Genomic DNA, 20608 nt, shown 5'->3' with positions numbered 1-20608 from the left:
CCCCGACCGGAGTTCCCCATGTCCGAGCGCTGCGCCTGGTGCGGCACCGATCCGCTCTACGTCGCCTACCACGATACCGAGTGGGGCGTGCCCAATCACGACGACCGCCACCTCTTCGAGATGCTCGTGCTCGAGGGCGCGCAGGCGGGGCTGAGCTGGATCACCATCCTGCGCAAGCGCGAGCACTACCGCCGCGCCTTCGACGGCTTCGACGCCGAGCGTGTCGCGCGCTATGGCGAGGCGGACCTTGCGCGCCTGCTCGCCGACGCGGGCATCGTGCGCAACCGGCTGAAGATCGAGTCGGCGGTGGCGAACGCGCGCGCGACGCTGGCGGCGCAGGAGCGCTTCGGGTCGCTGGACGCGCTGCTGTGGCGCTTTGCCGAGGGTTCGGCGCCGACCGCGCCGCCGCGCAGCCTGGCGGAAATTCCGGCGCAGACGGCGGCGTCGCAGGCGATGAGCCGCGAGCTGAAGCGGCTGGGCTTCCGCTTCGTGGGGCCGACGGTGTGCTACGCCTTCATGCAGGCGGTGGGGATGGTCAACGACCATGTGGACGGCTGCTTCCGCCAGCGCGAGATCGCGGCGGGGCGCTGCGCGACTTCACCAGCCCCCAGGCCTTGAGCCGGTTGCAGGAATACCTCGCGGCGTTGCCCTGCTGGCTCGGGCACAGCCAGGCGGCATCGCCTGCTTGCGAAGCGGCAGCGATCGAAGTGATCCATGGCAAGGCCGGGTTCGCTGCGCATCGCTAGGATCGTCCCCATGAGCCTCTACCAGGATTTTGCCGACCGGACCGCACAGCGGATCGCCGAGGGTGTCTTGCGCCCGGGCGACAAACTGCTCTCCGTCCGCCAGGCCTGCAAGACCCTCGGCATCAGCCCGATCACGGTCACCCGGGCCTACCACCTGCTCGAGAGCCGAGGCCTGATCGAGGCGCGGCCGAAGTCGGGCTACTTCGTGCGCGCCCGGCTTGGCAGCAGACTGCCCGAGCCGGAGATGACCCATCCAGCGGGCGGCTCCACGGCGCTCGAGGTCAGCGACTTCATCTTCCAGATCCTCGACAGCGTGCGGGATCCCGCCATCGTGCCGTTGGGGTCGAGCTTTCCCGACGCGCGCCTCTACCCGCTCGACAAGCTCGGGCGCTTCCTCGCGGCGGCGGCGCGTCACCTGGATCCGCTGGCAACGGTCACCGACCTTCCCCCGGGCAACGACGAACTGCGCCGACAACTCGCGCTGCGTTACCTGGCCCATGGCGCCTCGGTTTCGCCGCAGGAGATCGTCGTCACGTCGGGTGCGATGGAAGGGCTCAACCTCTGCCTGCAGGCCCTGACCCGACCCGGCGACCTGATCGCCGTCGAGTCGCCCACCTTCTATGCGGGGCTGCAGGCCAGCGAACGCCTGGGACTCGAGGTCATCGAGATCCCGAGCCACCCGCGCGAAGGGGTGAGCCTGGATGCGCTGGCCGATGCGCTGCGCCATCATCCGATCAAGGCCTGCCTGTTCATGTTGAACTTCGCGAACCCGACGGGAAGTCGCGTCCCGGACGACAACAAGCGTGCGCTGGTCGAGCTTCTCCACCAGCATCAGGTCCCGCTGATCGAAGACGATGTCTACGCCGAGTTGTATTTCGGACCCGAGGCGCCGCGATGCAGCAAGGCGATGGACACGGAGGGTCTGGTGCTGCACGTGTCCTCGTTTTCGAAGTGCCTCGCGCCCGGATACCGCTTGGGTTGGGTCGCGGCGGGGCGTTACGCCAAGGAGGTGCAGCGGCAGAAATACTCGACCAGCCTGGCGACGGCGGTCCCCATGCAGATCGCGCTGACCGACTACCTGAAGCATGGCGGCTTCGACAATCACCTGCGCCACTTGCGCCGGCAACTTGCGCGCCAGGAAGCGCAACTCCTGGCCGGCATCGAAGAACACTTTCCCCCCGGTATCCGCCTGGCCCGTCCGGACGGCGGCTATTTTCTCTGGCTGGAACTGCCGCCTCGGATCGATACGCTGCGGCTGCACGAAGAGGCGCTCGCGCAGGGGGTCAGCATCGCACCGGGGCCGATCTTTTCCGCCAAGCGCGAGTTCTCCAATTATCTGCGGCTCAACTTCGGCCATCCCGCGACCCCTCGCCAGGATCAGGCACTGGCGACGCTGGGCAGGCTGATCAAGCGGCAGCTATAGGCTCGCAAGGCGGGCGAAGCGATCGCCGAAGAAGGTCGTCAGCACGATCGCGATCGGCGTGAAGGCGATGAAGAAGCGCAGCACGTTGCGAAGGAAGGGGTGAGCCAGTTCCGCCTCGATGAAGTGGCGTGCGACCAGGTAGCCCTTGATCCAGATGATTGCAGCCACGGTCAACTGAACGGCTTGCGGCCCCCCGAGACCGTTGCCGAGTTGCGGGCTGGCGAGGGTCAGCCCCACCAGGGCCAGCCAGGTCAGGACCAGAGGCCGGAGTGAAGTGGCGGGTTTGCGCTCAATGGATTCCATGATCAGGCCAGGACGTAGAAGAAGGGGAAGATGACCAGCCAGATGATGTCGGTCGCGTGCCAGTAGCTGGCGAGCGCTTCCAGACCGCTGTGCTCGTCGGCCGTATAGATCCCGAATGAATGACGCGTCAGAACCCACAGGATGCCGAGGATGCCCCAGAAGGCATGCACCATATGGGTGAAGGTCAGGTAGTAATAGACGGTGAAGAAGATCCCCGACTCGCCGTCGATACCGTGCGCGAGGTTCCACTGGATCTCGAGGTATTTCGCCACTGGATAGCCCAGCGCCGCGACCAGGCCAGCGATCAGCCAGGCGATCGATTCACGTCTGCGCCCGGCACGCAGGCTCGTCACCGAGCACGCGATGAGAAAACTGCTGCTCACCATCAGCAAGGTGATCACCACGCCGGCGGTCTGCGAGAGCCGCTCCGCCCCGCTGTGAAAGGCGTCGGGAAAGTGCGCACGGGCGACGAAGTAGACAATGAACAGCACCAGGAACTCGACGAACTCGCAGCAGATTCCGACCCAGATGCCCTTGTTGCCGGGCACCCTGCCGGTATTGGGGCTCGCCTCACCTCCTGTGGTGGGCAAACTCATCGTATTGGCGATCACGGTGCTTCACTCCTGATTCGATGCCGTGATTGTGGCCGCCCGCAACTGCGTGGACAGGAACAGTCGGATGGATAGTCGGCAGGCACAGCGAAGCCTTTGCTCAAAATCTGTACCTATTCCAAATCGTAGGATCTGAATCTGCTCCTGCACCAACCGCGGTGATGTACTTCCGGCCATCGTCAGAGCCGGAGTACATCCATGAACCCACCCGTCAGCAAGGTGCGCGAAGCCAAGCTGGAGTTCTATCGCAAGAAGGGAAAGATCCACGCCAAAGCGGTGCAGGGCCGTTTCAACAGCCTGCGCTGGGCGATGGTCTGGCTTACCCAGATTGTGTTCTATGGCGCGTGCTGGCTGCCGTGGACGACGGAAGCCGGCACGCGGCAGGCGATTTTGCTCGACATCGTCGACGAGAAGCTCTATCTCTTCGACCTCGTCCTGTGGCCGCAGGATGCGCTGCTGCTCGCCATCGTCCTGATCCTCGCGGCAACCGCACTCTTCTTCACCACCGCCATCGCAGGGCGCCTGTTCTGCGGCTTTGCCTGTCCGCAGACGGTCTATACGTCGATCTTCGTGTGGATCGAAGGCAAGGTCGAGGGCGATCACCTCACGCGCCTGCGCCTCGACCAGAGCCCGATGTCGGCGCGCAAGCTGCTGATCAAGTCGGTCAAGCACGGCATCTGGGCGCTGGTGGCTGCGTGGACCGCGATCACCTTCGTTGGCTACTTCACACCGATCCGGGAACTGCTGCCAGCGATCGCCAGCTTCCAGACGGGCCCCTGGGAAACCTTCTGGCTGCTCTTCTACGCGACCTTCACCTATCTGCAGGCGGGGCTGGCGCGCGAGGCCGTATGCCAGCACATGTGTCCGTACTCGCGCTTCCAGGGTGTGATGATCGATTCGGATACGGCTAACGTCAGCTACGACGCCACGCGTGGAGAACCCCGTGGGACCTTGCGCCAGGCGGGCAACAAGGGAGACTGCATCGACTGCGGAATCTGCGTACAGGTGTGTCCGACCGGCATCGACATCCGCGACGGCCTGCAATACCAGTGCATCAACTGCGGCCTGTGTATCGACGGTTGCGACGAGGTCATGGACAGGATCGGCGCGCCGCGCGGCCTGATCCGTTTCGCGAGCGAGCGCGAGCTTGCCGGCCAGCCCAAAACCGCTGCGGGCTGGTCGCGGCCACGGACCCTGGTCTATGGCGGCCTGCTGCTCGTGTTCACGGCGCTGGGTGCGTGGACGCTGAACGAGCGCGTGCTGCTGCGGGTGGAGGTGCACCGTGATCGCGGGGCCCTGATGCAGGAAACCACCGACGGCCGGATCGAGAACAGCTACACCCTCAAGCTCATCAACATGGAAGAGGCGACCCGACGGTTCCGCATCGGCGTGGGCGGCCTGCCGGGGCTGCGGATCGAGGGAGCCACCGAGTTCGCGGTCGAGCCGGGGCGCGTCCGCACCGTCACGCTCACGCTGTCATCTCCGCTCGAGGGTATGCCGTCCGGCGTGCAGCCGATCGTGTTCGAGACGGTGGCGCTGCACGACGCAAGCCTTGCGGTGCGTGAGAAGGGCACCTTCATCCTGCCCTTCCGTTGAAATGGTGGCTCGCAGACGCGGGATCGCGGCGGGCTGCTCCTGCGCTACTTCACCATCCCCCAGGCCTTGAGCCGGTTGTACGAGTACTGCGCGGCGTTGCCCTGCTGGCTCTGGCGCAGGTAGGCGGCGTAGTGCTGGGCGGCGGCCTGGCGGTTGCCCATGCCTTCGAGCGAGATGCCCTTCAGGAAGGTGATGCCGGCGTCGCCGGGGAGCAGGCGGTCGAAGCGGTCGAGGTTCTGGTAGGCGCGGCCGGCGTCGCGCTGCTGCAGGGCGAGCACGCCGGCGAGCTTGTAGGCCTGCGCCTCCTGCGGGTAGATCTCGCGCGCGTTGTCGGCGTAGTCCACCGCCTTCGCGGTCTGGCCCTGGGCCTGCAGGCACTGGGCCATGCGCAGGTTGCTGGCGTAGTCGCGCGGGGTCCTGGCCAGCGCGGTCTGGAATTCGGCCTGCGCCTTGGGGTACTGCCTGGCGGCCATCGCGGTTTCGCCGTTCTTGCAGGCGTCGATGGTGGGGCGGATGCGGCGCAGGCTGGCGGTGCTGTCCATGAAGCGCTCGCGGCGGACGTCCAGGCTGTTGCTGATGCGGTAGCGCGAGTCGGCCGCGGCCTGCGCGGCCTGCATGCGCTCGCTGCTCATCGGGTGGGTGGAGAACATCGTCTGCAGCAGCGAGGGGGCGGATTTTTCCTCGGCAACCAGCAACTGGTGCAGGCGCACCATGCCGGTCGCCGGGTAGCCGGCCTTGACGAGATATTCCTGCCCGAGCGCATCGGCCTCGCGCTCGTGCTCGCGCGAGTAGCCGGCGAGCAGGGCGCTGGCGCCGATCTGTCCGCCCATGCTCATCAGCCCGCCCCAGTCGGAGCTCTGTGCCGCCACGTTGAGCCCGGCGAGCGCCGCCTGCGCGACCAGGTTCTGGCCCTGGCGCTGGGCGGCGTGGCGGGCGTTGACGTGGCCGAGCTCGTGGCCGAGCAGGGCGGCGAGCTGGGCCTCGTCGTCGAGGTCGGCGAGGATGCCGCGCGTCACGCCCATCGCGCCGCCGGGGAAGGTGTAGGCGTTGACGTAGTTGGCGTTGAGCACGCGGTAGGAGTAGGGCATCTGCGGACGGTGGGTGAGCGTGCCCATGCGCTGGCCGATGCCGGCGACGTAGCGGTTGACCGCCTCGTCCTGGATGGCGCCGAGGTCCTGCGAGAACTGGTGCGGCGCGACCTGGGCGTCGGTCTGCTTCTCCTGCGCCTCGCTCATGCCGACGAGGATGGTCTCGCCGGTGACCGGGGAGGTGGCGCAGCCCGACAGGCCGGCCGCCGCGCCCGCGCCGAGCAGCCACAGCGCCTGGCGGCGGGTGATGCGGTTGCGTTCGAGGCTGCGGGCGAGGTCGTCGAAGAAGCTCATGGCATTCGCTCGTCGAAGGACATGCGGGGATTGTAGCGGCGCGGAGGAAAGGTCTGGGGCAGGGCAGGGGCGATGGGCGTCGATGGGGACCGAGGCGCTGCAATCGCGACTTGCGTCGCTCCTACGGCACGCCAAGCGGTGATTTGGAAGAGCGACGCGAGTCGCGATCGGCCGGCGTGCCGGGGATTTGTAGGAGTGACGCGAGTCGCGATCGGGCGGTGGAGCGGGAAGGGGTGTCGGCGGGACGGAGCGGCGGCAATCGCGACTTGCGTCGCTCCTACGCATCGGCTGCGCGCTACAGCCACCTTGCCTTGCGGAAGCGCCACCACAGGAAGGTGCTGGCGCTGACGATGATGCCGAGGCCGGCGAAGTAGCCGTACTCCCACTCCAGCTCGGGCATGTGGTTGAAGTTCATGCCCCAGATCCCCGCGAAGGCGGTGGCCACCGCGAAGATGCCGGCCCAGGCCGCGAGGCGCTTGCTGACCTCGGTCTGGTCGATGGTGACCAGCGAGATGTTCACCTGGATCGCGGTGCCGATGGTCTCGCGGACACTGTCGAGCGAGGCGTCGATACGGGCGAGGTGGTCATACACGTCGCGGAAGTAGTGCCGGCTCTTGGCGCAGACCTCGGGCACACGCCCGCTGTGCAGCTTGCCGGCGGCCTCCATCAGCGGCAGCACGGCGTGCTTGAGCAGGGTGACCTTGCGCTTGAGGCGATAGAGGCGGCGCATGTTGGTGTTGCCCGCACCCTTGGTGAAGATGCGCTCCTCGAGCGCCTCGACCTCGGTCTCGAGCTTGTCGATGAGCGGGAAGTAGCCGTCGACCACCGCGTCCATGAGCGCGTACAGCACGTAGCCCGGGCCCTTGGCGAGCATCTTCGGCTCGCGCTCGCAGCGTGCGCGCACGCCGAGGAAGTCGCGGGCGTGGTTGTTGCGCACCGACAGGATGTAGTTGGTCCCGACGAAGACGTGCACCTCGCCGACCTCGAGCTTGCCCTCGCGCTCCTCGATCAGGTGCATGACGACGAAGAGCTCGTCGTCGTACTCCTCGACCTTGGGGCGCTGGTGGCGGTGGTTGGCGTCCTCGACGGCGAGCTCGTGGAGGCCGAACTCCTCCTTCATCACCGCGAGTTCCTCGGCGGTGGCGTCCTTGAGCGCGACCCAGACGAAGGTCTCGGGTTGCTGGATGTACTCGCTGATGTCCTCGACCGGGATGTCGGCGAGCTTGCGGCCGTGCTGGTAGGCGATGCAGTTGATGAGCATGGTCGTGGGTCGCTTGCGCCTTCGCCGGATCAGGCCTTCACCGCCTCGAGCAGGTCCTTCACCGCCTTCACGCGCTCCTTGAGGTTGGGCAGGCTGGCACGGCGCACGAGCTTCTCGGGGCCGGCCATCTTGGTGCTGCGGTCCTTCTGGATCAGGAAGATGACTTTGATCGGGTCGATCGGCGCGTCCTTGGCGAACTGCACGCTGATCTGCGCATCGGACGCATCGAGCTTGTGCACCCCGTAGTCCTTCACCAGCATGCGCAGGCGGTGGGTCTCGATCAGCGCGGCGGTCTGCGCCGGGAGCTCGCCGAAGCGGTCGATGAGCTCTTCCTGCAGCGCACGCAAATCTTCTTCCATCTCGCAGTTGGCCAGGCGCTTGTACAGCGTCAGGCGCTCCTGCACGTCGGGGCAGTAGTCGGTGGGCAGCAGCGCCGGGGTGTGCAGGTTGATCTCGGAGACGACCTCCAGCGGCTGCGACAGGTCGGGCTCCTTGCCGGCCTGCAGGTCCTTGACCGCACGCTTGAGCATCTCGGTGTACAGGCTGAAGCCGACCTGCTGGATCTCGCCCGACTGGTTCTCGCCCAGCACCTCGCCGGCGCCGCGGATCTCGAGGTCGTGCATCGCCAGGTAGAAGCCGGAGCCGAGGTCTTCCATCATCGCAATGGCTTCGAGCCTTTTTTGCGCCTGCGCGCTGGGCTTGGCGCCCGGCTGGGTCAGCAGGTAGGCGTAGGCCTGGTGGTGGCTGCGCCCGACGCGGCCGCGCAGCTGGTGCAGCTGCGCCAGGCCGAAGCGGTCGGCGCGGTTGATGATGATGGTGTTGGCGGTGGGGATGTTGATGCCGGTCTCGATGATGGTGGTGCACAGCAGCAGGTTGGCGCGCTGCTGGGTGAAGTCGCGCATCACGCGTTCGAGCTCGCGCTCGGGCAATTGCCCGTGGCCGACGACGATGCGCGCCTCGGGCAGCAGCTCCTCGAGGTCGTCCTTCATGTTGTCGATGGTGTCGACCTCGTTGTGCAGGAAGTAAACCTGGCCGCCGCGCTTGAACTCGCGCAGCACCGCCTCGCGGATCAGGCCGCGACTGGAGGGCTGGACGAAGGTCTTGATCGCCAGGCGCTTCTGCGGCGCGGTGGCGATCACCGAGAACTCGCGCAGGCCCTCCATCGCCAGGCCCAGGGTGCGCGGGATCGGCGTGGCGGTCAGGGTCAGGATGTCGACCTCGGAGCGCAATTGCTTCAAGGCCTCCTTCTGGCGCACGCCGAAGCGGTGCTCCTCGTCGATGATCACCAGGCCGAGGCGCTTGAAGATCACGTCCTTCTGCAGCAAACGGTGGGTGCCGATGATGATGTCGACCTTGCCCTCCGCGAGGAGCTGCAGGGCCTCGGCCTGCTCCTTGGCCGACTTGAAGCGCGACAGCTCGGCGAGCTTGATCGGCCAGTCGGCGAAGCGGTCGGCGAAGGTCTGGTAGTGCTGCTCGGCGAGCAGGGTGGTCGGGCACAGCACCACCACCTGCTTGCCGTCGGCCACCGCGATGAAGGCGGCGCGCAGCGCGACCTCGGTCTTGCCGAAGCCGACGTCGCCGCACACCAGGCGGTCCATCGGGCGGCCGGATTTCATGTCGGCCACCACCGCGTCGATGGCGGCCTGCTGGTCGGGCGTGGTCTCGAAGCCGAAGGCCTCGGCGAAGGCTTCGAGGTCATGCTGCTTGAAGTCGAAGCGGTGGCCGGGGCGGGCAGCGCGCTGGGCATAGAGCGCGAGCAGTTCGGCGGCGGTGTCGCGCACCTGCATCGCGGCCTTCTTCTTGGCCTTCTCCCACTGGCCGGAGCCGAGGCGGTGCAGGTCGACCGCCTCGGGGTCGGCGCCGGCGTAGCGGGTGATCACGTGCAGCTGCGACACCGGCACATAGAGCTTGTCGCCGCCGTTGTACTCCAGATGCAGGAACTCGGTGTCGCCCTCGCCGAGGTTCATGTGGAGGAGGCCCAGGTAGCGGCCGATGCCGTGCGAGACGTGCACCACCGGGTCGCCGATCTTGAGCTCGGAAAGGTCGCGCAGCCAGCCTTCCATGGTGGCGGCCTTGCGCGCGTCGCGGCGCACGCGGCTGCGCGCGGTGGCGGCGTAGAGCTCGGTCTCGGTCAGCACCGCGAGCCTTGCAGCCGGTAGAACGAAGCCGCGCGCGAGCGGGGCGACGCCAAGCGCGAGGCGGGCGTCGGAATCCAGGAAGGCGCCGAAATCGGCCGTGGCCTCGGGGCGCACGTCGTACTCGGCGAAGAACTCGGCCATGGTCTCGCGCCGGCCGGGCGAGTCCGACAGCAGCAGCACGCGACCGTCGAAGCCGTCGAGGAAGGCCTTGAGCTTGTGCAGCGGGTCGGTGGCCTTGCGCTCGACCGCGACCTCGGGCGGGGGCAGGGCGAGCGCGTCGGTGCTGGCGGCCGCGGGCTCGGCGCCCGCCTTGGCGCCCACTTCGGCCCCGATCGCCAGGCGCGGCAGGTTCTTCAGCGCGATGAAGAAGGCCTCGTCGGTCAGGAAGAGCTGCTCGGGTGCCAGCACCGGGCGGCTGCGGTCGCCCTTCAACAGGTCGTGGCGCGAGCGCGTGTCCTTCCAGAACTCGGCGATCGCCGCCGGCACGTCGCGGTGCAGCAGCACCGGCGTCTCGGCGGGCAGGTAGTCCAGCAGCGTCGCGGTCTCGTCGAAGAACAGCGGCAGGTAGTACTCGATGCCGGCGGGGGCGATGCCGTTGGAGACGTCCTTGTAGATCGACGCGCGCGTCGGGTCGCCCTCGAAGGTCTCGCGGAAGCGGCTGCGAAAGCGCGTGCGCCCCTTGTCGTCGAGCGGGAACTCGCGCGCCGGCAGCAGGCGGATCTCCTTGGTGGGATACACCGTGCGCTGGGTGTCGGGGTCGAAGGTCTTGATGCTCTCGACCTCGTCGTCGAAGAGGTCGATACGGAAGGGCAGCGGCGAACCCATCGGGAACAGGTCCACCAGCCCGCCGCGCACCGAGAACTCCCCCGGGCTCACCACCTGGGTGACGTGCGCATAGCCTGCGAGCGCCATCTGCGCCTTGAACTGCTCCACATCCAGCCGCTCGCCCTGCTTGAGGAAGAAGGTGTAGGCGGCGAGGTAGCCAGGTGGTGCCATGCGATAGAGCGCGGTGGAGGCCGGCACCAGCACGATGTCGGTTTCGCCGCGAGAAATCGCATAGAGCGTCGACAGCCGCTCGGAGATCAGGTCCTGGTGGGGCGAGAAGCTGTCGTAGGGCAGGGTCTCCCAGTCCGGCAGCAGGTGCGCGCGCAGGCCGGGTGCGACCCAGGCGATCTCGTCCTGCAGGCGCTGGGCGTCGAGCGGGTTGGCCGTGATCACCACCAGCATGCGGCCGCGGCTGGCGAGCTGGGCGATGGCGAGGGCGTCTGCCGAGCCGGCGAGCGGCTCGAGTTCGAGCCGGCCGCCGGGCTTGGGCAGCTTGACCGTGGCGAGCCGGGAGAGGAGGGCGTCGAGGGAGAGGGACATCGTGGTTTCTCGAGCGTCGTCTGCGGACTGCGACCCTCCGTCACCGTGGCGGAGGCGGGCAGCACGGCGGTAGGGACGCGGGGCCGGCAAAGAGAGAATTATCGTTCATCCCGGCCCGCCAGCGCACGGCGTGATCGCTCGAACGCGGAGCGGAAGGCTCAGGCAGTGGCTGAAAGGGTGGGCCCCTGGCCTGGAGCGAGCGCTGCCGAATAGGCCTGCGCCGCTCGCATGCCGCGATAGCCGGGGCCATCGCGCGTGGCCGCCGCCTCGGTGCCCGCGCCGCCTTGCTCGAATTCGCGGCGGGCGATCTCCATGCGCGCATCGCTTGCCATGCGGGAAGCCTGCGCGGCGACCTGGCGGTCCTGGCCCGACGGCTCGGCGGGGGCGAGGGCTGCGGCGCGGATGCGCTCGGCCTTGGAGAGGGACTCCTCGGGGCTGCGGCCCGGCGAGGTATCGATCCCGACCTCGCCGCCGATCGCGTAGCGCTGGCCGTCCGGGCCGGTCTGATAGGTGTAGCTGGCGCCCCGGGTCACCAGGCCGGCGCCCGCGGCGACATGGGCCATCTCGTGGGCACGGACCTCGCGGTCGCGTTCCGCGAGCTCGGCGACCTGGCGCTGTTCGGCCTCGGAGAGCGTGTCGGCCGCCCCCGCTCCTGCCTCTTGCGCCTTGCCGCCGGCCCCCGCCGTCGCCGGCCCGCCGGAGGCGCCGGCAGGGCGGGCGGCATTCATCGCCGTGCCCTGGCGCCACGCCGCGTCACCGCCACCGAGCGAGGAAATCGACATTGCGGACATGAAGCGGGCGCGCTCCGATCCTATTCCACCCGCGTGCGCTCGGCCGCGGCGAGGTGCTGTTCGAGCCAGCTCGTCACCGCCCGCGCCTGCAGGATCTCCTGCTGGCGGGCGTCACCGGTGTCGGGCAGGGCGAGCCAGTGGCGCGCCCCCCCGAGCAGGGAAAAGGCTTTCTCCAGGATCGCGCTCTCCGGGGCGCCGGGGCTGACGATGAAGCGCACCGGGCAGCGCAGCTGGCGCAAGGGCTCGGCACCCGCGAGGTCGGCGCGGCCGTCGACACAGGCGATCGCCGCGAAGGTCTCCGGCGCCTTGACCGCCGCGCGGATCGCGGCGGCGCAGCCGGTGTCCTGCGTGACGAGGCCGAGCTGCAGCCCGGCGAGCGGCGGCTGGTGGGCGATCCACTCGACCGCCGCGAGGATGCGCTCGGTCAGGCGGGCGATGTTGTACGACGCATCGGGGTCGCGCAGCGCCTCCTGCCGGGTCAGCAGGTCGACCCGGAGAGTGGCGAAGCCGCGCGACTGCAGGGCGACATCGACCGGCCGGGGCCCGCTGTCGAGCGCAGGGTGTCCGCTCGACTGCGGGAGGATGGCGAGCCCGCGCACGTCCGGCGCGTGTGCAAGCAGGCCGTCGAGCCACGCGCCCTGTGCGGGGATGCTGATGAGGGTGTTTCGAAGTTTCACGTTGGGGGTCGAATGCGCTCAGGTGCCGTGACGGTGGATGGCGACCGGGATGCGGCGCGCGCCGAAGGCGTCGCCGACCGCGGCGCCCACTGCAGCGAAGCGACCGGCGAGCACGCTGCCGCAGTGCGGACAGTGGCCATCGTTGCCGAGGGCGTAGCGTCGGATCTCGTACCAGTCGCGCACGATCAGGGGCTCGCCGCAGCTCGCGCAACGGGTCGTGTCGCCTTCGATGTCGTGCACGTTGCCGGTGTAGACGTGCTTCAGGCCGGCGTCGAGGGCGATGCGGCGCGCGCGCGCGAGCGTGGCGGGCGGCGTGGGCGGCAGCTCGTCCATCTTGAAGTCGGGGTGGAAGGCGCTGAAGTGCAGCGGCACCTCGGCGCCCAGCTCCTTGCGCACCCAGTTCGCCAGCGCGGTGACCTCGCTGTCGGAGTCGTTGTGGCCGGGGATCAGCAGGGTGGTGAGTTCGACCCACACGTCGGTCTCGTGGCGCAGCCATACCAGGGTGTCGAGCACGGGCTGCAGATGGGCGCCGCACAGCTTGACGTAGAAGTCGTCGGTGAAGCCCTTGAGATCGACGTTGGCCGCATCCATGCGCGAGAAGAAATCGCGCCGCGCGCACTCGGAGATGTAGCCGGCGGTCACCGCCACGGTCTTCAGCCCGCGCGCATGGCAGGCGTCGGCCACGTCCATCGCGTACTCGGCGAAGATCACCGGGTCGTTGTAGGTGAAGGCGACGCTGTGGCAGCCCCAGCGCAGCGCGGTCTCGGCGATTTCCGCGGGCGAGGCCTCGTCCATCAGGGTGTCGAGGTCGCGCGACTTGGAGATGTCCCAGTTCTGGCAGAACTTGCACGCCAGGTTGCAGCCGGCGGTGCCGAAGGAGAACACCTTGCTGCCCGGGTAGAAGTGGGCGAGCGGCTTCTTCTCGATCGGGTCGATGCAGAAGCCCGAGCTGCGTCCATAGGTGGTGAGCAGCATGTCGTCGCCCTCGCGCATGCGCACGAAGCAGGCCCCGCGCTGGCCGGGGTGCAGCTTGCACAGGCGCGGACACAGGTCGCACTGGTAGCGACCGTCGTCGATGCGGTGCCAGTAGCGCGCGGGATGGCGGCTGCCGACCTCGGCGGCTGGCGCGGGCTTCGTGTTCATGAGGGCTCCCGTTCGGTCTCCTTGAACTTTTCCACGTGATAGCGCGCGGCCATCAGCTCGACGACCTCGCGGTTGGTGGGCAGACCGGCCTTGTGCTTGAGCGCGGCGAGGAACTGGCGCGGCTCGGGCAGCTGCTCCCACACCTGGGGCAGGAAGGTGGCGCTGTGGCAGCCGGAGAAGATGATCAGCCCGTCCTTGCCGGGGCGCAGCTGGGCGAGCAGCTCTTCCTCGCCGAAGAAGTCGAGGAACTCCGGTTCGGACAGGATGGAGACCTCGATCGCCACCGCGCCGAGCTCCTCGGGCGCGAGCGGCTCGAAGCGCGAGTCCTCGAAGGCCGCCGCGAGCGCGTTGTGGATCACGTCCTCGCCGAGCTCGCGCGAGCGCCGCAGACTGCCGATGCAGCCGCGCAGCTCGCCGTCCTTGGCGAGGGTGATGAAGGTCGCGCCCTTCTCGTGCAGGCGGGGATCGTCCGGGATGACCGGGGCGGGGCCGCGGCCGAGGCGGTGGGCGATCGCGGTGCGCGCGAGCGCGAGCAGGGTGGTACCGAAATCAGTGTCGGGCATGGCTTGGGGGTTCCGCTTCACAAAAGGCGATGCTGGTGTAGCCGACGACGCGCGAGCGGTCGCCCGCGGTGTCGCCGGAGTTGCGCAGGTCCAGCAGGTGGGCCTGCAGGTCGTGCTTGCGGGCGGCGAGCAGCAGCCCGTTGATCGGGGTGGCGCCGCAGGCCTGCTCGTGGTCGAGACCGGGGCGCAGTTCGAGCACCTGGTCCACCGCTGCGCGGTCGGACCATTGCGCCTCGCGGTAGCTCAGGTAATGCGAGAGGTCCGAGCTGATCAGGATCAGGGTCTCGGGGCCGCCCCACAGGCGCTCGATCAGGCTGGCGGTGGCTTCGGGCGAGGCGTCGCCGACCAGCACCGGGACGATCTCGAAGCGCTCGAGACAGACCTGCAGGAAGGGCAACTGCACCTCGAGGCAGTGCTCGAGCGCGTGCGGGCGATCGTCGACCAGGACATCGTCGCGCGCCTGCAGGGCCTCCCAGTCGCCGCGTGCGACCGGGACCTCGCCGAGCGGGGTGGCGAAGCGCTGCGCTGCCGGCAGCGAGAAGCCGCGCACTGCCACGCGATGCGTGGGGCCGAGCATGACGACGCGGCGGATGCGCTCGCGCAGCGGTGCGAGCAGCGCATAGGCGCTCGCCGCCACCGGCCCGGAGTACATGTAGCCCGCGTGCGGCACGATGATCGCCTTGGGCGCGGGCGCCGACTCGAAGGCGACCGCGGTGGAGAGCATCTCGGCGAGCTGGGTGCGCAGCACGCGCTCGTCGCGAGGATAAAACTGCCCGGCCACGGCTGCCGGGCGGATCGAAGCGAGTGCCATGGAGGAATCCTGCGGGGATGTCATCGTTGGAACAGATTCCATTATAGGCAGCCCGGCCGGGATCGTCCCGCATCGAAACCCGTGCTTGCACAAGCCCGCGCGGCGGGCGGCGCGGCTAGAATGCGCGCCATGCAGATCAGCCACCCACGCCACTTCGCCATCGTGCCCGCCGCAGGCAGCGGCTCGCGCATGGCCGCCGCGCGTCCCAAGCAGTATCTGTCGCTGCTCGGTCGCCCCCTGATCCATCATGCGCTTTCGGTGCTGTGCGCCGCGCCTGCGATCGACGCGGTGTTCGTCGTGCTCTCGGTGGACGACACGGAGTGGGCAACGCACGACTGGAGCGCGCTCGGCCCCAAGCTGCGCCCGCTCTTCTGCGGTGGCGCCACGCGCGCCGACAGCGTGCTCGGCGGCCTGCGCGCGATCGCCGGCGAGGCGGCGGCTGGGGACTGGGTGCTGGTGCACGACGCCGCGCGCCCCTGCCTGGCGCCCTGGCATGTCGACAAGCTCGTACGCGAGCTCGCCCACGACGAGGTCGGCGGCTTGCTGGCAGTCCCGGTGGCCGACACCCTCAAGCGTGCCGACGAGCACCGCCATGTGTGCGAGACCGTGCCGCGCGACAGCCTGTGGCAGGCGCAGACGCCGCAGATGTTCCGCTACGCCATGCTGCGACGCGCGCTCGAAGGCGCGCGCGAGGTCACCGACGAGGCGAGCGCGATCGAGGCCGCCGGCCTGCGTCCGCGCCTGGTGCAGGGCGACGCCACCAACCTGAAGGTCACCTATCCGCTCGACCTGCACCTGGCCGAGTGGATCCTCGAGAACCGTGAGGGCCACAACGCATGAGCATCCCCTTTCGCATCGGCCAGGGCTTCGACGTGCACGCCCTGGTCCCCGGCCGGCCGCTGATCGTCGGCGGCGTCGACATTCCCTTCGGGCATGGACTGCTCGGCCACTCGGATGCCGACGTGCTGTTGCATGCGGTGACGGACGCGCTGCTCGGCGCCGCCGGCCTGGGCGATATCGGCCGGCTCTTCCCGGATACCGACCCGGCCCACGCCGGCGCAGACAGCCGCGTGCTGCTGCGCGAGGCCTTCGCGCGCGTGCGCGCAGCGGGCTGGGAGGTCGTGAACCTCGATGCCACGCTGATCTGCAAGGCGCCGCGCATCCTGCCGCACGCCCCGGCGATGGTGGCCAACCTGGCCGCCGACCTGGAGATGGACGCGACGGCGATCAACATCAAGGGCAAGACCACCGAGAAGCTCGGCTTCACCGGACGTGGCGAAGGCATCGCCGCGCAGGTGGTCGCGCTGATCGCGCGCGCGGAGCATGGCTGAAGCTGCAGCGGACGCGGGGAGGGCGCCGAATCTGCGGCTCTTCTTCGCGCTGTGGCCGGATGCCGCCACCCGCGCCGGGCTGCATGCGCGTGCACGGGCGCTGCATTCCGAGTGCGGCGGTCGCGCGATGCGTCGTGACACCATCCACCTGACCCTGGCCTTCCTCGGCGAAACGCCTGTGCGGCAGGTGGAGCGATTGCGCGCGGTGGCCGCGGGCGTCCAGGGGGAGGGCTTCGCGCTCGACCTCGATCGCGTCGGCAGCTGGCATCGCAACCGGATCCTGTGGACCGGTCCGTCGATGGTGCCGCCAGCGCTGGCCGCGCTCGCGCAGGATCTGGAAGGACGGCTGCGCGCGGACGGCTGCGCACTCGAGGCGCGTGCCTTCTCCCCGCATGTCACCCTCGTGCGCAACGCCCACGCTGCGCCCCGCGAGGCGCAGCTCGCACCTCTGCGATGGACGGTCGGCAGCTTCGTCCTGGTCGCCTCCGAGCGCAGCGCCGCCGGTGCGCACTACCGCACGATCGGGCGCTGGCCGTTGAAGCGGCGTGGGTGATTCGATCGGGCGGAGCCGAAAGCGAACGGGGCGCAATGCGCCCCGTCCTCGATCGGGTCACGTCTCGCGTGCCCGGGGTCTCCGTGGTGGAGACGATGTCTTCATCGTGTGTACTGCATCCGTCAGGAAAGCTGCATCCTCGGGGGTTCGGTCAAGCACATCCTCCTTGGCTCGGGCAGGTGCCCTCGGCCATTGGCTGATCGGATCTGGAGCCTTCGTGAACGTCCTCCCTCAGAGAAAGATCGTCGAGCCGAGGCGTTCCCCCAGCTCGTCCTGCGTCGACTTGGTGTAATCCTTTTCGAAGCGGTCTGTGACCATCTGCGCGGTGGGGCCGTCGATGACCGCGTTGAGCAGGCCCATGAAGGCGGGTGGAGCGACCAGGATCGCACGCTTGAATGCATTCGAGGTGCGTCCATGGTAGAGCGTCTGGGCAATCTCCTGTGCGAACACTTTGGCCTCGTGCTGCTTGGGCAGGGTCTGCGGCTGCATCGAGCCGCCACCGGTGCCGTTCGAGCCATTCGCGCCCGAGCGGTCCGAGACCAAGTCGCCATTCTTTTGTCTGCTTTCCGGGTGGATCAGTTCCTTGACCAGCGTGAGCCCCTTGTTCGGGCCCAGGTTGGCGTACAGCTTCGCCAGGCTGGCGTTGGCAACCAGAATCCAGGTGATGGCCATAAGCAATCCTCCGTTCGATTAAAGACCGGGTGCCCTGCGCAGTGGGCACGATCGAAGCTTAGGTCACGCGAACCGACTCCGCCACGACCATCGTTACCGCTTCGTGAAAACCGATCCCGATTGACGCAAACGTGAACTTACCCGACGTGCTCGCCGCGACCGCGTCCCTGCGGCATCGCACGCCCGACGCCTCGCCCCTCGCACGCTCAGAACACCCCCATCGCCAACCCGGCCGCCATCGCCTCGCCGAGCTCGCGCGCGCGCTCCAGGTCGGCGGGGGTGATCTCGCGCCGCACGATCAGGGCCTCGGCGACCGTCTTCCAGCCGTAGCCGTTGGCGATGCGGCCGATCTCGCGCACTGCGCCGGTGCCGTCGTTGCCGGCGCTGACGAAGACCGCATAGGGCAGGCCGACGAGTTTGCCCTCGCAGGGGTAGTAGGTGCGATCGAAGAAGTCCTTGAGCGCGCCCGACATGTAGCCGAAGTTTTCCGGCGTACCGAGCAGCAGGCCGTCGCACGCGAGCAGGTCGGCGGTGCCGGCGTCGAAGGCGCGCAGCAACCGCGTCTCGGTCTCGCTCACGCGTAGCGCCCCCTCGAGCACCGCGGTGGCGAGCCGGCCCGTGTTGCCGCTCTGGGTGTGATGGACGATCAGCAGGCGTTTGGGCGCGCTCATGTCAGCCTCCGGCAGCGGCCGCCGCGCGGGCGGCGGGGTCCATTCCGTAGAAGTGCACGAGTTGATCGTAGACCGCAGGAAAGCGCCTGTGCAGCACGAGCGGATCCTCGAAGAACACCTCGGAGACCACCGCGAAGAACTCGCCCGGGTGCTCGGCGCCATAAGGGTCGATCGTGGTGTCGATGCCGCGGTCGACCTCGGCGCAGAACGCCTCGTAGGCCTCGCCGAAGGCCTTGGCCCAGTCCCGGCGAGACATGCCGGGGCGCAGGCGGGGCAGGCCGTCCACGTCGCCGTTCTCCATGTCGAGCTTGTGGGCGAACTCGTGAATGACCACGTTCACGCCCGCCGGAGCGTCGTTCCCGGGAAACCAGGACAGCAGCACCGGCCCGCCGGCCCAGGCCTCGCCCAGCACCTCGTCCTCGTATTCGTGCAGCACGCCGGCCTCGTCGACGATGCGGCGCGGGATCAGGAAGTCGCCCGGATAGACGATCACTCCCACCCAGCCCTCGTAAGCCTGCAGGCCGATGTGAAGTACCGGCAGGCAGGCCTGCAGCGCGATCGCCAGCAGCATGTCGTCGTCGAGTTCCAGCCCCTGCGCACCATGGAACTCCTTGCACCCGAGGAAGGCGAGCGCCATCTCGCGCAGACGCAACCGATCGTCGGGAACGAGGTGGTCGAGGAAGGGCAGCCTCGCTTCGACCCGCCGCCACTGCGACTCGTCGACCAGGGGGCGGGCGGGCGGGATGCCGAGCAGGCGGCGGAAGAGCTGGAGCATGAGCGCAGGTCCGGAGTGATCCCGCGCGATCATTGCCCGCCCGCGCCACGCGTGCAAGCCGCGTCTTGCGGGTGGAGCGGTCGCAGCGCGGGCTTTCGGCGGGGCGCTATAGTCGATTAAAATTCTCGGGAATTGAATGCGTGGCGCCCGCTCGACGCGGTCCGCCGTGTTTTTTCCACCGCACATCCGGGAGTCCTTCCATCATGTTCAGCCGCCTCCGAGAAGATCTGGCCAGCGTCCGCGAGCGCGACCCCGCCGCGCGCTCCACGCTCGAGGTGCTGACCTGTTATCCCGGCATCCACGCGCTGATGTTCCACCGCCTCGCTCACGGCGCCTGGCGCCGCGGCTGGTTCTGGGCGGGGCGCTTCGCGAGTCACGTCGGCCGGCTGCTCACCGGGATCGAGATCCACCCGGGAGCGAAGATCGGCCGCCGCGTGTTCATCGACCACGGCATGGGCGTCGTGATCGGCGAAACCGCGGAGATCGGCGACGACTGCACGATCTACCAGGGCGTCACCCTCGGCGGGACCTCCCTCTACCGCGGCACCAAGCGCCATCCCACCCTGGGGCGTGGCGTGGTGGTGGGGGCGGGCGCCAAGGTGCTCGGCGGCTTCACGGTAGGTGACGGCGCCAAGGTCGGCTCCAACGCGGTGGTGGTGAAGCCCGTGCCCGCCGGCGCGACCGCCGTCGGCAATCCGGCTCGCATTCTCGACTCGGACAAGGATAGCGAGCGCGACGCCGCGCGCGAGCAGAAGGCCGAGCAGTTCGGCTTCAGCGCCTACGGCGTGACCCGCGACATGGACGACCCGGTCGCCAAGGCGCTGCACGGCCTGCTCGACCATTCCGTTGAGACCGACCGCCGCCTGCAGGCCATCCTGGCCCGTCTCGAGGCCGCGGGGATCAAGCTCGACGACACGGTCGCCCCGAGCGACCATTTCGACCCGGGCCGGCTGTCGCGGATGGTGGATTGATTCGCACGCCTGCGGTGCCGGACGATCGAGCGCCGTGTTCGCGGCTGGCGCCGCGGCTGCAACGGCGCCCCTCGCGCCTTGCAGCGCAAGACTCGTCTCCCGATTAGTTGACCGTTTTTGTCGGGATCCATATACTCGACAAAAATGATGGGATATTCGGCGGCCCCCGGCACGCGCGAGCCCGGACAGCCTTCGAGGAGAGCCTCATGCGACTTACGACCAAGGGACGGTTTGCGGTGACCGCGATGATCGACCTGGCTGCCCGCCAGGGGGACGGGCCCGTCACGCTGGCGGGCATCGCCGAGCGCCAGAGCATCTCGCTGTCCTACCTCGAGCAGCTCTTCGGCAAGCTGCGCAGGCACAAGCTGGTCAACAGCGTGCGCGGTCCCGGCGGCGGCTACCGACTGGCGCGGGCGATGGACGAGATCACCGTGGCCGACATCATCATCGCGGTCGACGAGCCGATGGACGCCACCCAGTGCGGCGGCAAGGAAAACTGCCACGACGATCACGTGTGCATGACCCACCACCTGTGGTCCAACCTCAACCAGCGCATCTACGCCTACCTCGACTCGGTGAGCCTGGAGGCGCTGGTCAAGCACCAGGTACGGCCCGACGCCGACATGACGGTGCTCAAGAGCGTGCGGCGGCGCAGCCGCATGCCGGTGCACGAGATCGCCGCGGTCTGAGGTCGCGCATGAACTTCGCTCCCATCTACCTCGACTGGAACGCGACCACGCCGCTCGATCCGGCGGTGCGCGAGGCCATGCTGCCCTGGCTCGGCGCCGCCGAGCCGGCGCGCTTCGGCAACGCCTCCAGCCGCCA

Annotated in this window: 21 protein-coding genes and 1 pseudogene; 9 read left to right on the top strand and 13 right to left on the bottom strand. The window is 68.6% G+C overall.

Features of this window, described 5'->3' with window-relative positions:
- The first annotated feature begins 18 nt into the window (after positions 1-18).
- On the top strand, positions 19-618 hold the full coding sequence (locus C665_RS05360) for a DNA-3-methyladenine glycosylase I (protein WP_004302131.1): 600 nt from the start codon (positions 19-21) through the stop codon (positions 616-618).
- Between the two features lie 138 nt (positions 619-756).
- Entirely contained in the window at positions 757-2169 is a 1413-nt protein-coding gene (locus C665_RS05355; RefSeq protein WP_004302128.1) for an aminotransferase-like domain-containing protein, read from the top strand.
- Here C665_RS05355 and C665_RS05350 read toward each other — a convergent pair.
- Both C665_RS05350 and C665_RS05345 read right to left on the bottom strand, forming a co-directional pair.
- Complete coding sequence (locus C665_RS05350) at positions 2164-2472, bottom strand: hypothetical protein (RefSeq protein WP_040828613.1); 309 nt, start codon at positions 2470-2472, stop codon at positions 2164-2166. The two genes, C665_RS05355 and C665_RS05350, sit on opposite strands and share 6 nt — an antisense overlap.
- A 2-nt stretch (positions 2473-2474) precedes the next feature.
- Entirely contained in the window at positions 2475-3068 is a 594-nt protein-coding gene (locus C665_RS05345) for a cytochrome c oxidase subunit 3 family protein (RefSeq protein ID WP_040828616.1), read from the bottom strand.
- A gap of 213 nt (positions 3069-3281) precedes the next feature.
- Between C665_RS05345 and ccoG the strand changes: the two genes are divergently transcribed.
- Positions 3282-4679, top strand: coding sequence for a cytochrome c oxidase accessory protein CcoG (gene ccoG, locus C665_RS05340; RefSeq protein ID WP_004302122.1), 1398 nt, complete (start codon positions 3282-3284; stop codon positions 4677-4679).
- 44 nt (positions 4680-4723) lie between these two features.
- On the opposite strand, the gene C665_RS05335 is transcribed toward ccoG, so the two are convergent.
- From C665_RS05335 to amrB, 8 genes are all read right to left on the bottom strand, one after another.
- The gene (locus C665_RS05335) at positions 4724-6061 is read right to left on the bottom strand and encodes a M48 family metalloprotease (protein ID WP_004302120.1); all 1338 of its coding nucleotides are present in this window, start codon (positions 6059-6061) and stop codon (positions 4724-4726) included.
- 295 nt (positions 6062-6356) lie between these two features.
- Positions 6357-7322, bottom strand: a complete 966-nt coding sequence (gene corA, locus C665_RS05330; protein WP_004302118.1) for a magnesium/cobalt transporter CorA — start codon at positions 7320-7322, stop codon at positions 6357-6359.
- A gap of 29 nt (positions 7323-7351) precedes the next feature.
- Positions 7352-10825: a transcription-repair coupling factor gene (gene mfd, locus C665_RS05325; RefSeq protein ID WP_004302116.1), complete on the bottom strand. Its 3474-nt coding sequence runs from the start codon at positions 10823-10825 to the stop codon at positions 7352-7354.
- A 158-nt stretch (positions 10826-10983) separates the two neighbouring features.
- A complete protein-coding gene (locus tag C665_RS05320) occupies positions 10984-11616 on the bottom strand; it encodes a putative metalloprotease CJM1_0395 family protein (protein ID WP_012585424.1) in 633 nt (210 codons plus the stop codon).
- Positions 11617-11636: 20 nt separating this feature from the next.
- Complete coding sequence (locus tag C665_RS05315; RefSeq protein ID WP_004302112.1) at positions 11637-12293, bottom strand: dienelactone hydrolase family protein; 657 nt, start codon at positions 12291-12293, stop codon at positions 11637-11639.
- Between the two features lie 18 nt (positions 12294-12311).
- The gene (amrS, locus tag C665_RS05310; RefSeq protein ID WP_004302110.1) at positions 12312-13436 is read right to left on the bottom strand and encodes an AmmeMemoRadiSam system radical SAM enzyme; all 1125 of its coding nucleotides are present in this window, start codon (positions 13434-13436) and stop codon (positions 12312-12314) included.
- Positions 13433-13999, bottom strand: coding sequence for an AmmeMemoRadiSam system protein A (amrA, locus tag C665_RS05305; RefSeq protein WP_004302107.1), 567 nt, complete (start codon positions 13997-13999; stop codon positions 13433-13435). Before amrA ends, amrS begins: the two co-directional genes overlap by 4 nt.
- Positions 13986-14810 (bottom strand): AmmeMemoRadiSam system protein B, encoded by an 825-nt coding sequence (amrB, locus tag C665_RS05300; RefSeq protein ID WP_004302104.1) that lies wholly within the window; start codon positions 14808-14810, stop codon positions 13986-13988. Before amrB ends, amrA begins: the two co-directional genes overlap by 14 nt.
- A 129-nt stretch (positions 14811-14939) precedes the next feature.
- On the opposite strand from amrB, the gene ispD reads away from it, so the two are divergent.
- The 3 genes from ispD to thpR are packed head-to-tail and all read left to right on the top strand — an operon-like array spanning position 14940 to position 16694.
- Positions 14940-15650 (top strand): 2-C-methyl-D-erythritol 4-phosphate cytidylyltransferase, encoded by a 711-nt coding sequence (ispD, locus tag C665_RS05295; protein ID WP_187283002.1) that lies wholly within the window; start codon positions 14940-14942, stop codon positions 15648-15650.
- Positions 15647-16141 carry a 2-C-methyl-D-erythritol 2,4-cyclodiphosphate synthase gene (gene ispF / locus C665_RS05290; RefSeq protein WP_004302101.1) on the top strand — a complete coding sequence of 165 codons (495 nt, stop codon included), beginning with the start codon at positions 15647-15649 and terminating at the stop codon, positions 16139-16141. Before ispD ends, ispF begins: the two co-directional genes overlap by 4 nt.
- Entirely contained in the window at positions 16134-16694 is a 561-nt protein-coding gene (thpR, locus tag C665_RS05285) for an RNA 2',3'-cyclic phosphodiesterase (protein WP_004302100.1), read from the top strand. Before ispF ends, thpR begins: the two co-directional genes overlap by 8 nt.
- A 231-nt stretch (positions 16695-16925) precedes the next feature.
- Here the strand turns inward: thpR and C665_RS05280 are convergent, their stop codons facing one another.
- From C665_RS05280 to C665_RS05270, 3 genes are all read right to left on the bottom strand, one after another.
- The gene (locus C665_RS05280) at positions 16926-17366 is read right to left on the bottom strand and encodes a host attachment protein (RefSeq protein ID WP_004302099.1); all 441 of its coding nucleotides are present in this window, start codon (positions 17364-17366) and stop codon (positions 16926-16928) included.
- 206 nt (positions 17367-17572) lie between these two features.
- On the bottom strand, positions 17573-18037 hold the full coding sequence (locus C665_RS05275; protein ID WP_004302098.1) for a flavodoxin family protein: 465 nt from the start codon (positions 18035-18037) through the stop codon (positions 17573-17575).
- A 1-nt stretch (position 18038) separates the two neighbouring features.
- Positions 18039-18812, bottom strand: coding sequence for a M90 family metallopeptidase (locus C665_RS05270; RefSeq protein WP_004302097.1), 774 nt, complete (start codon positions 18810-18812; stop codon positions 18039-18041).
- 203 nt (positions 18813-19015) lie between these two features.
- Here C665_RS05270 and cysE point away from each other — a divergent pair, with 203 nt between their 5' ends.
- The 3 genes and pseudogenes from cysE to C665_RS21075 form a co-directional block, all read left to right on the top strand.
- Positions 19016-19783, top strand: coding sequence for a serine O-acetyltransferase (gene cysE, locus C665_RS05265; RefSeq protein WP_004302095.1), 768 nt, complete (start codon positions 19016-19018; stop codon positions 19781-19783).
- 206 nt (positions 19784-19989) lie between these two features.
- Positions 19990-20472 (top strand): Fe-S cluster assembly transcriptional regulator IscR, encoded by a 483-nt coding sequence (gene iscR, locus C665_RS05260; RefSeq protein WP_004302094.1) that lies wholly within the window; start codon positions 19990-19992, stop codon positions 20470-20472.
- 8 nt (positions 20473-20480) lie between these two features.
- Positions 20481-20608 (top strand): annotated as a pseudogene (locus C665_RS21075) (cysteine desulfurase); the annotation flags it as partial.

This window comes from Thauera aminoaromatica S2 (genome assembly GCF_000310185.1).
GTDB lineage: Bacteria > Pseudomonadota > Gammaproteobacteria > Burkholderiales > Rhodocyclaceae > Thauera > Thauera aminoaromatica.
This window is presented reverse-complemented; position numbering and strand designations above follow the sequence as displayed.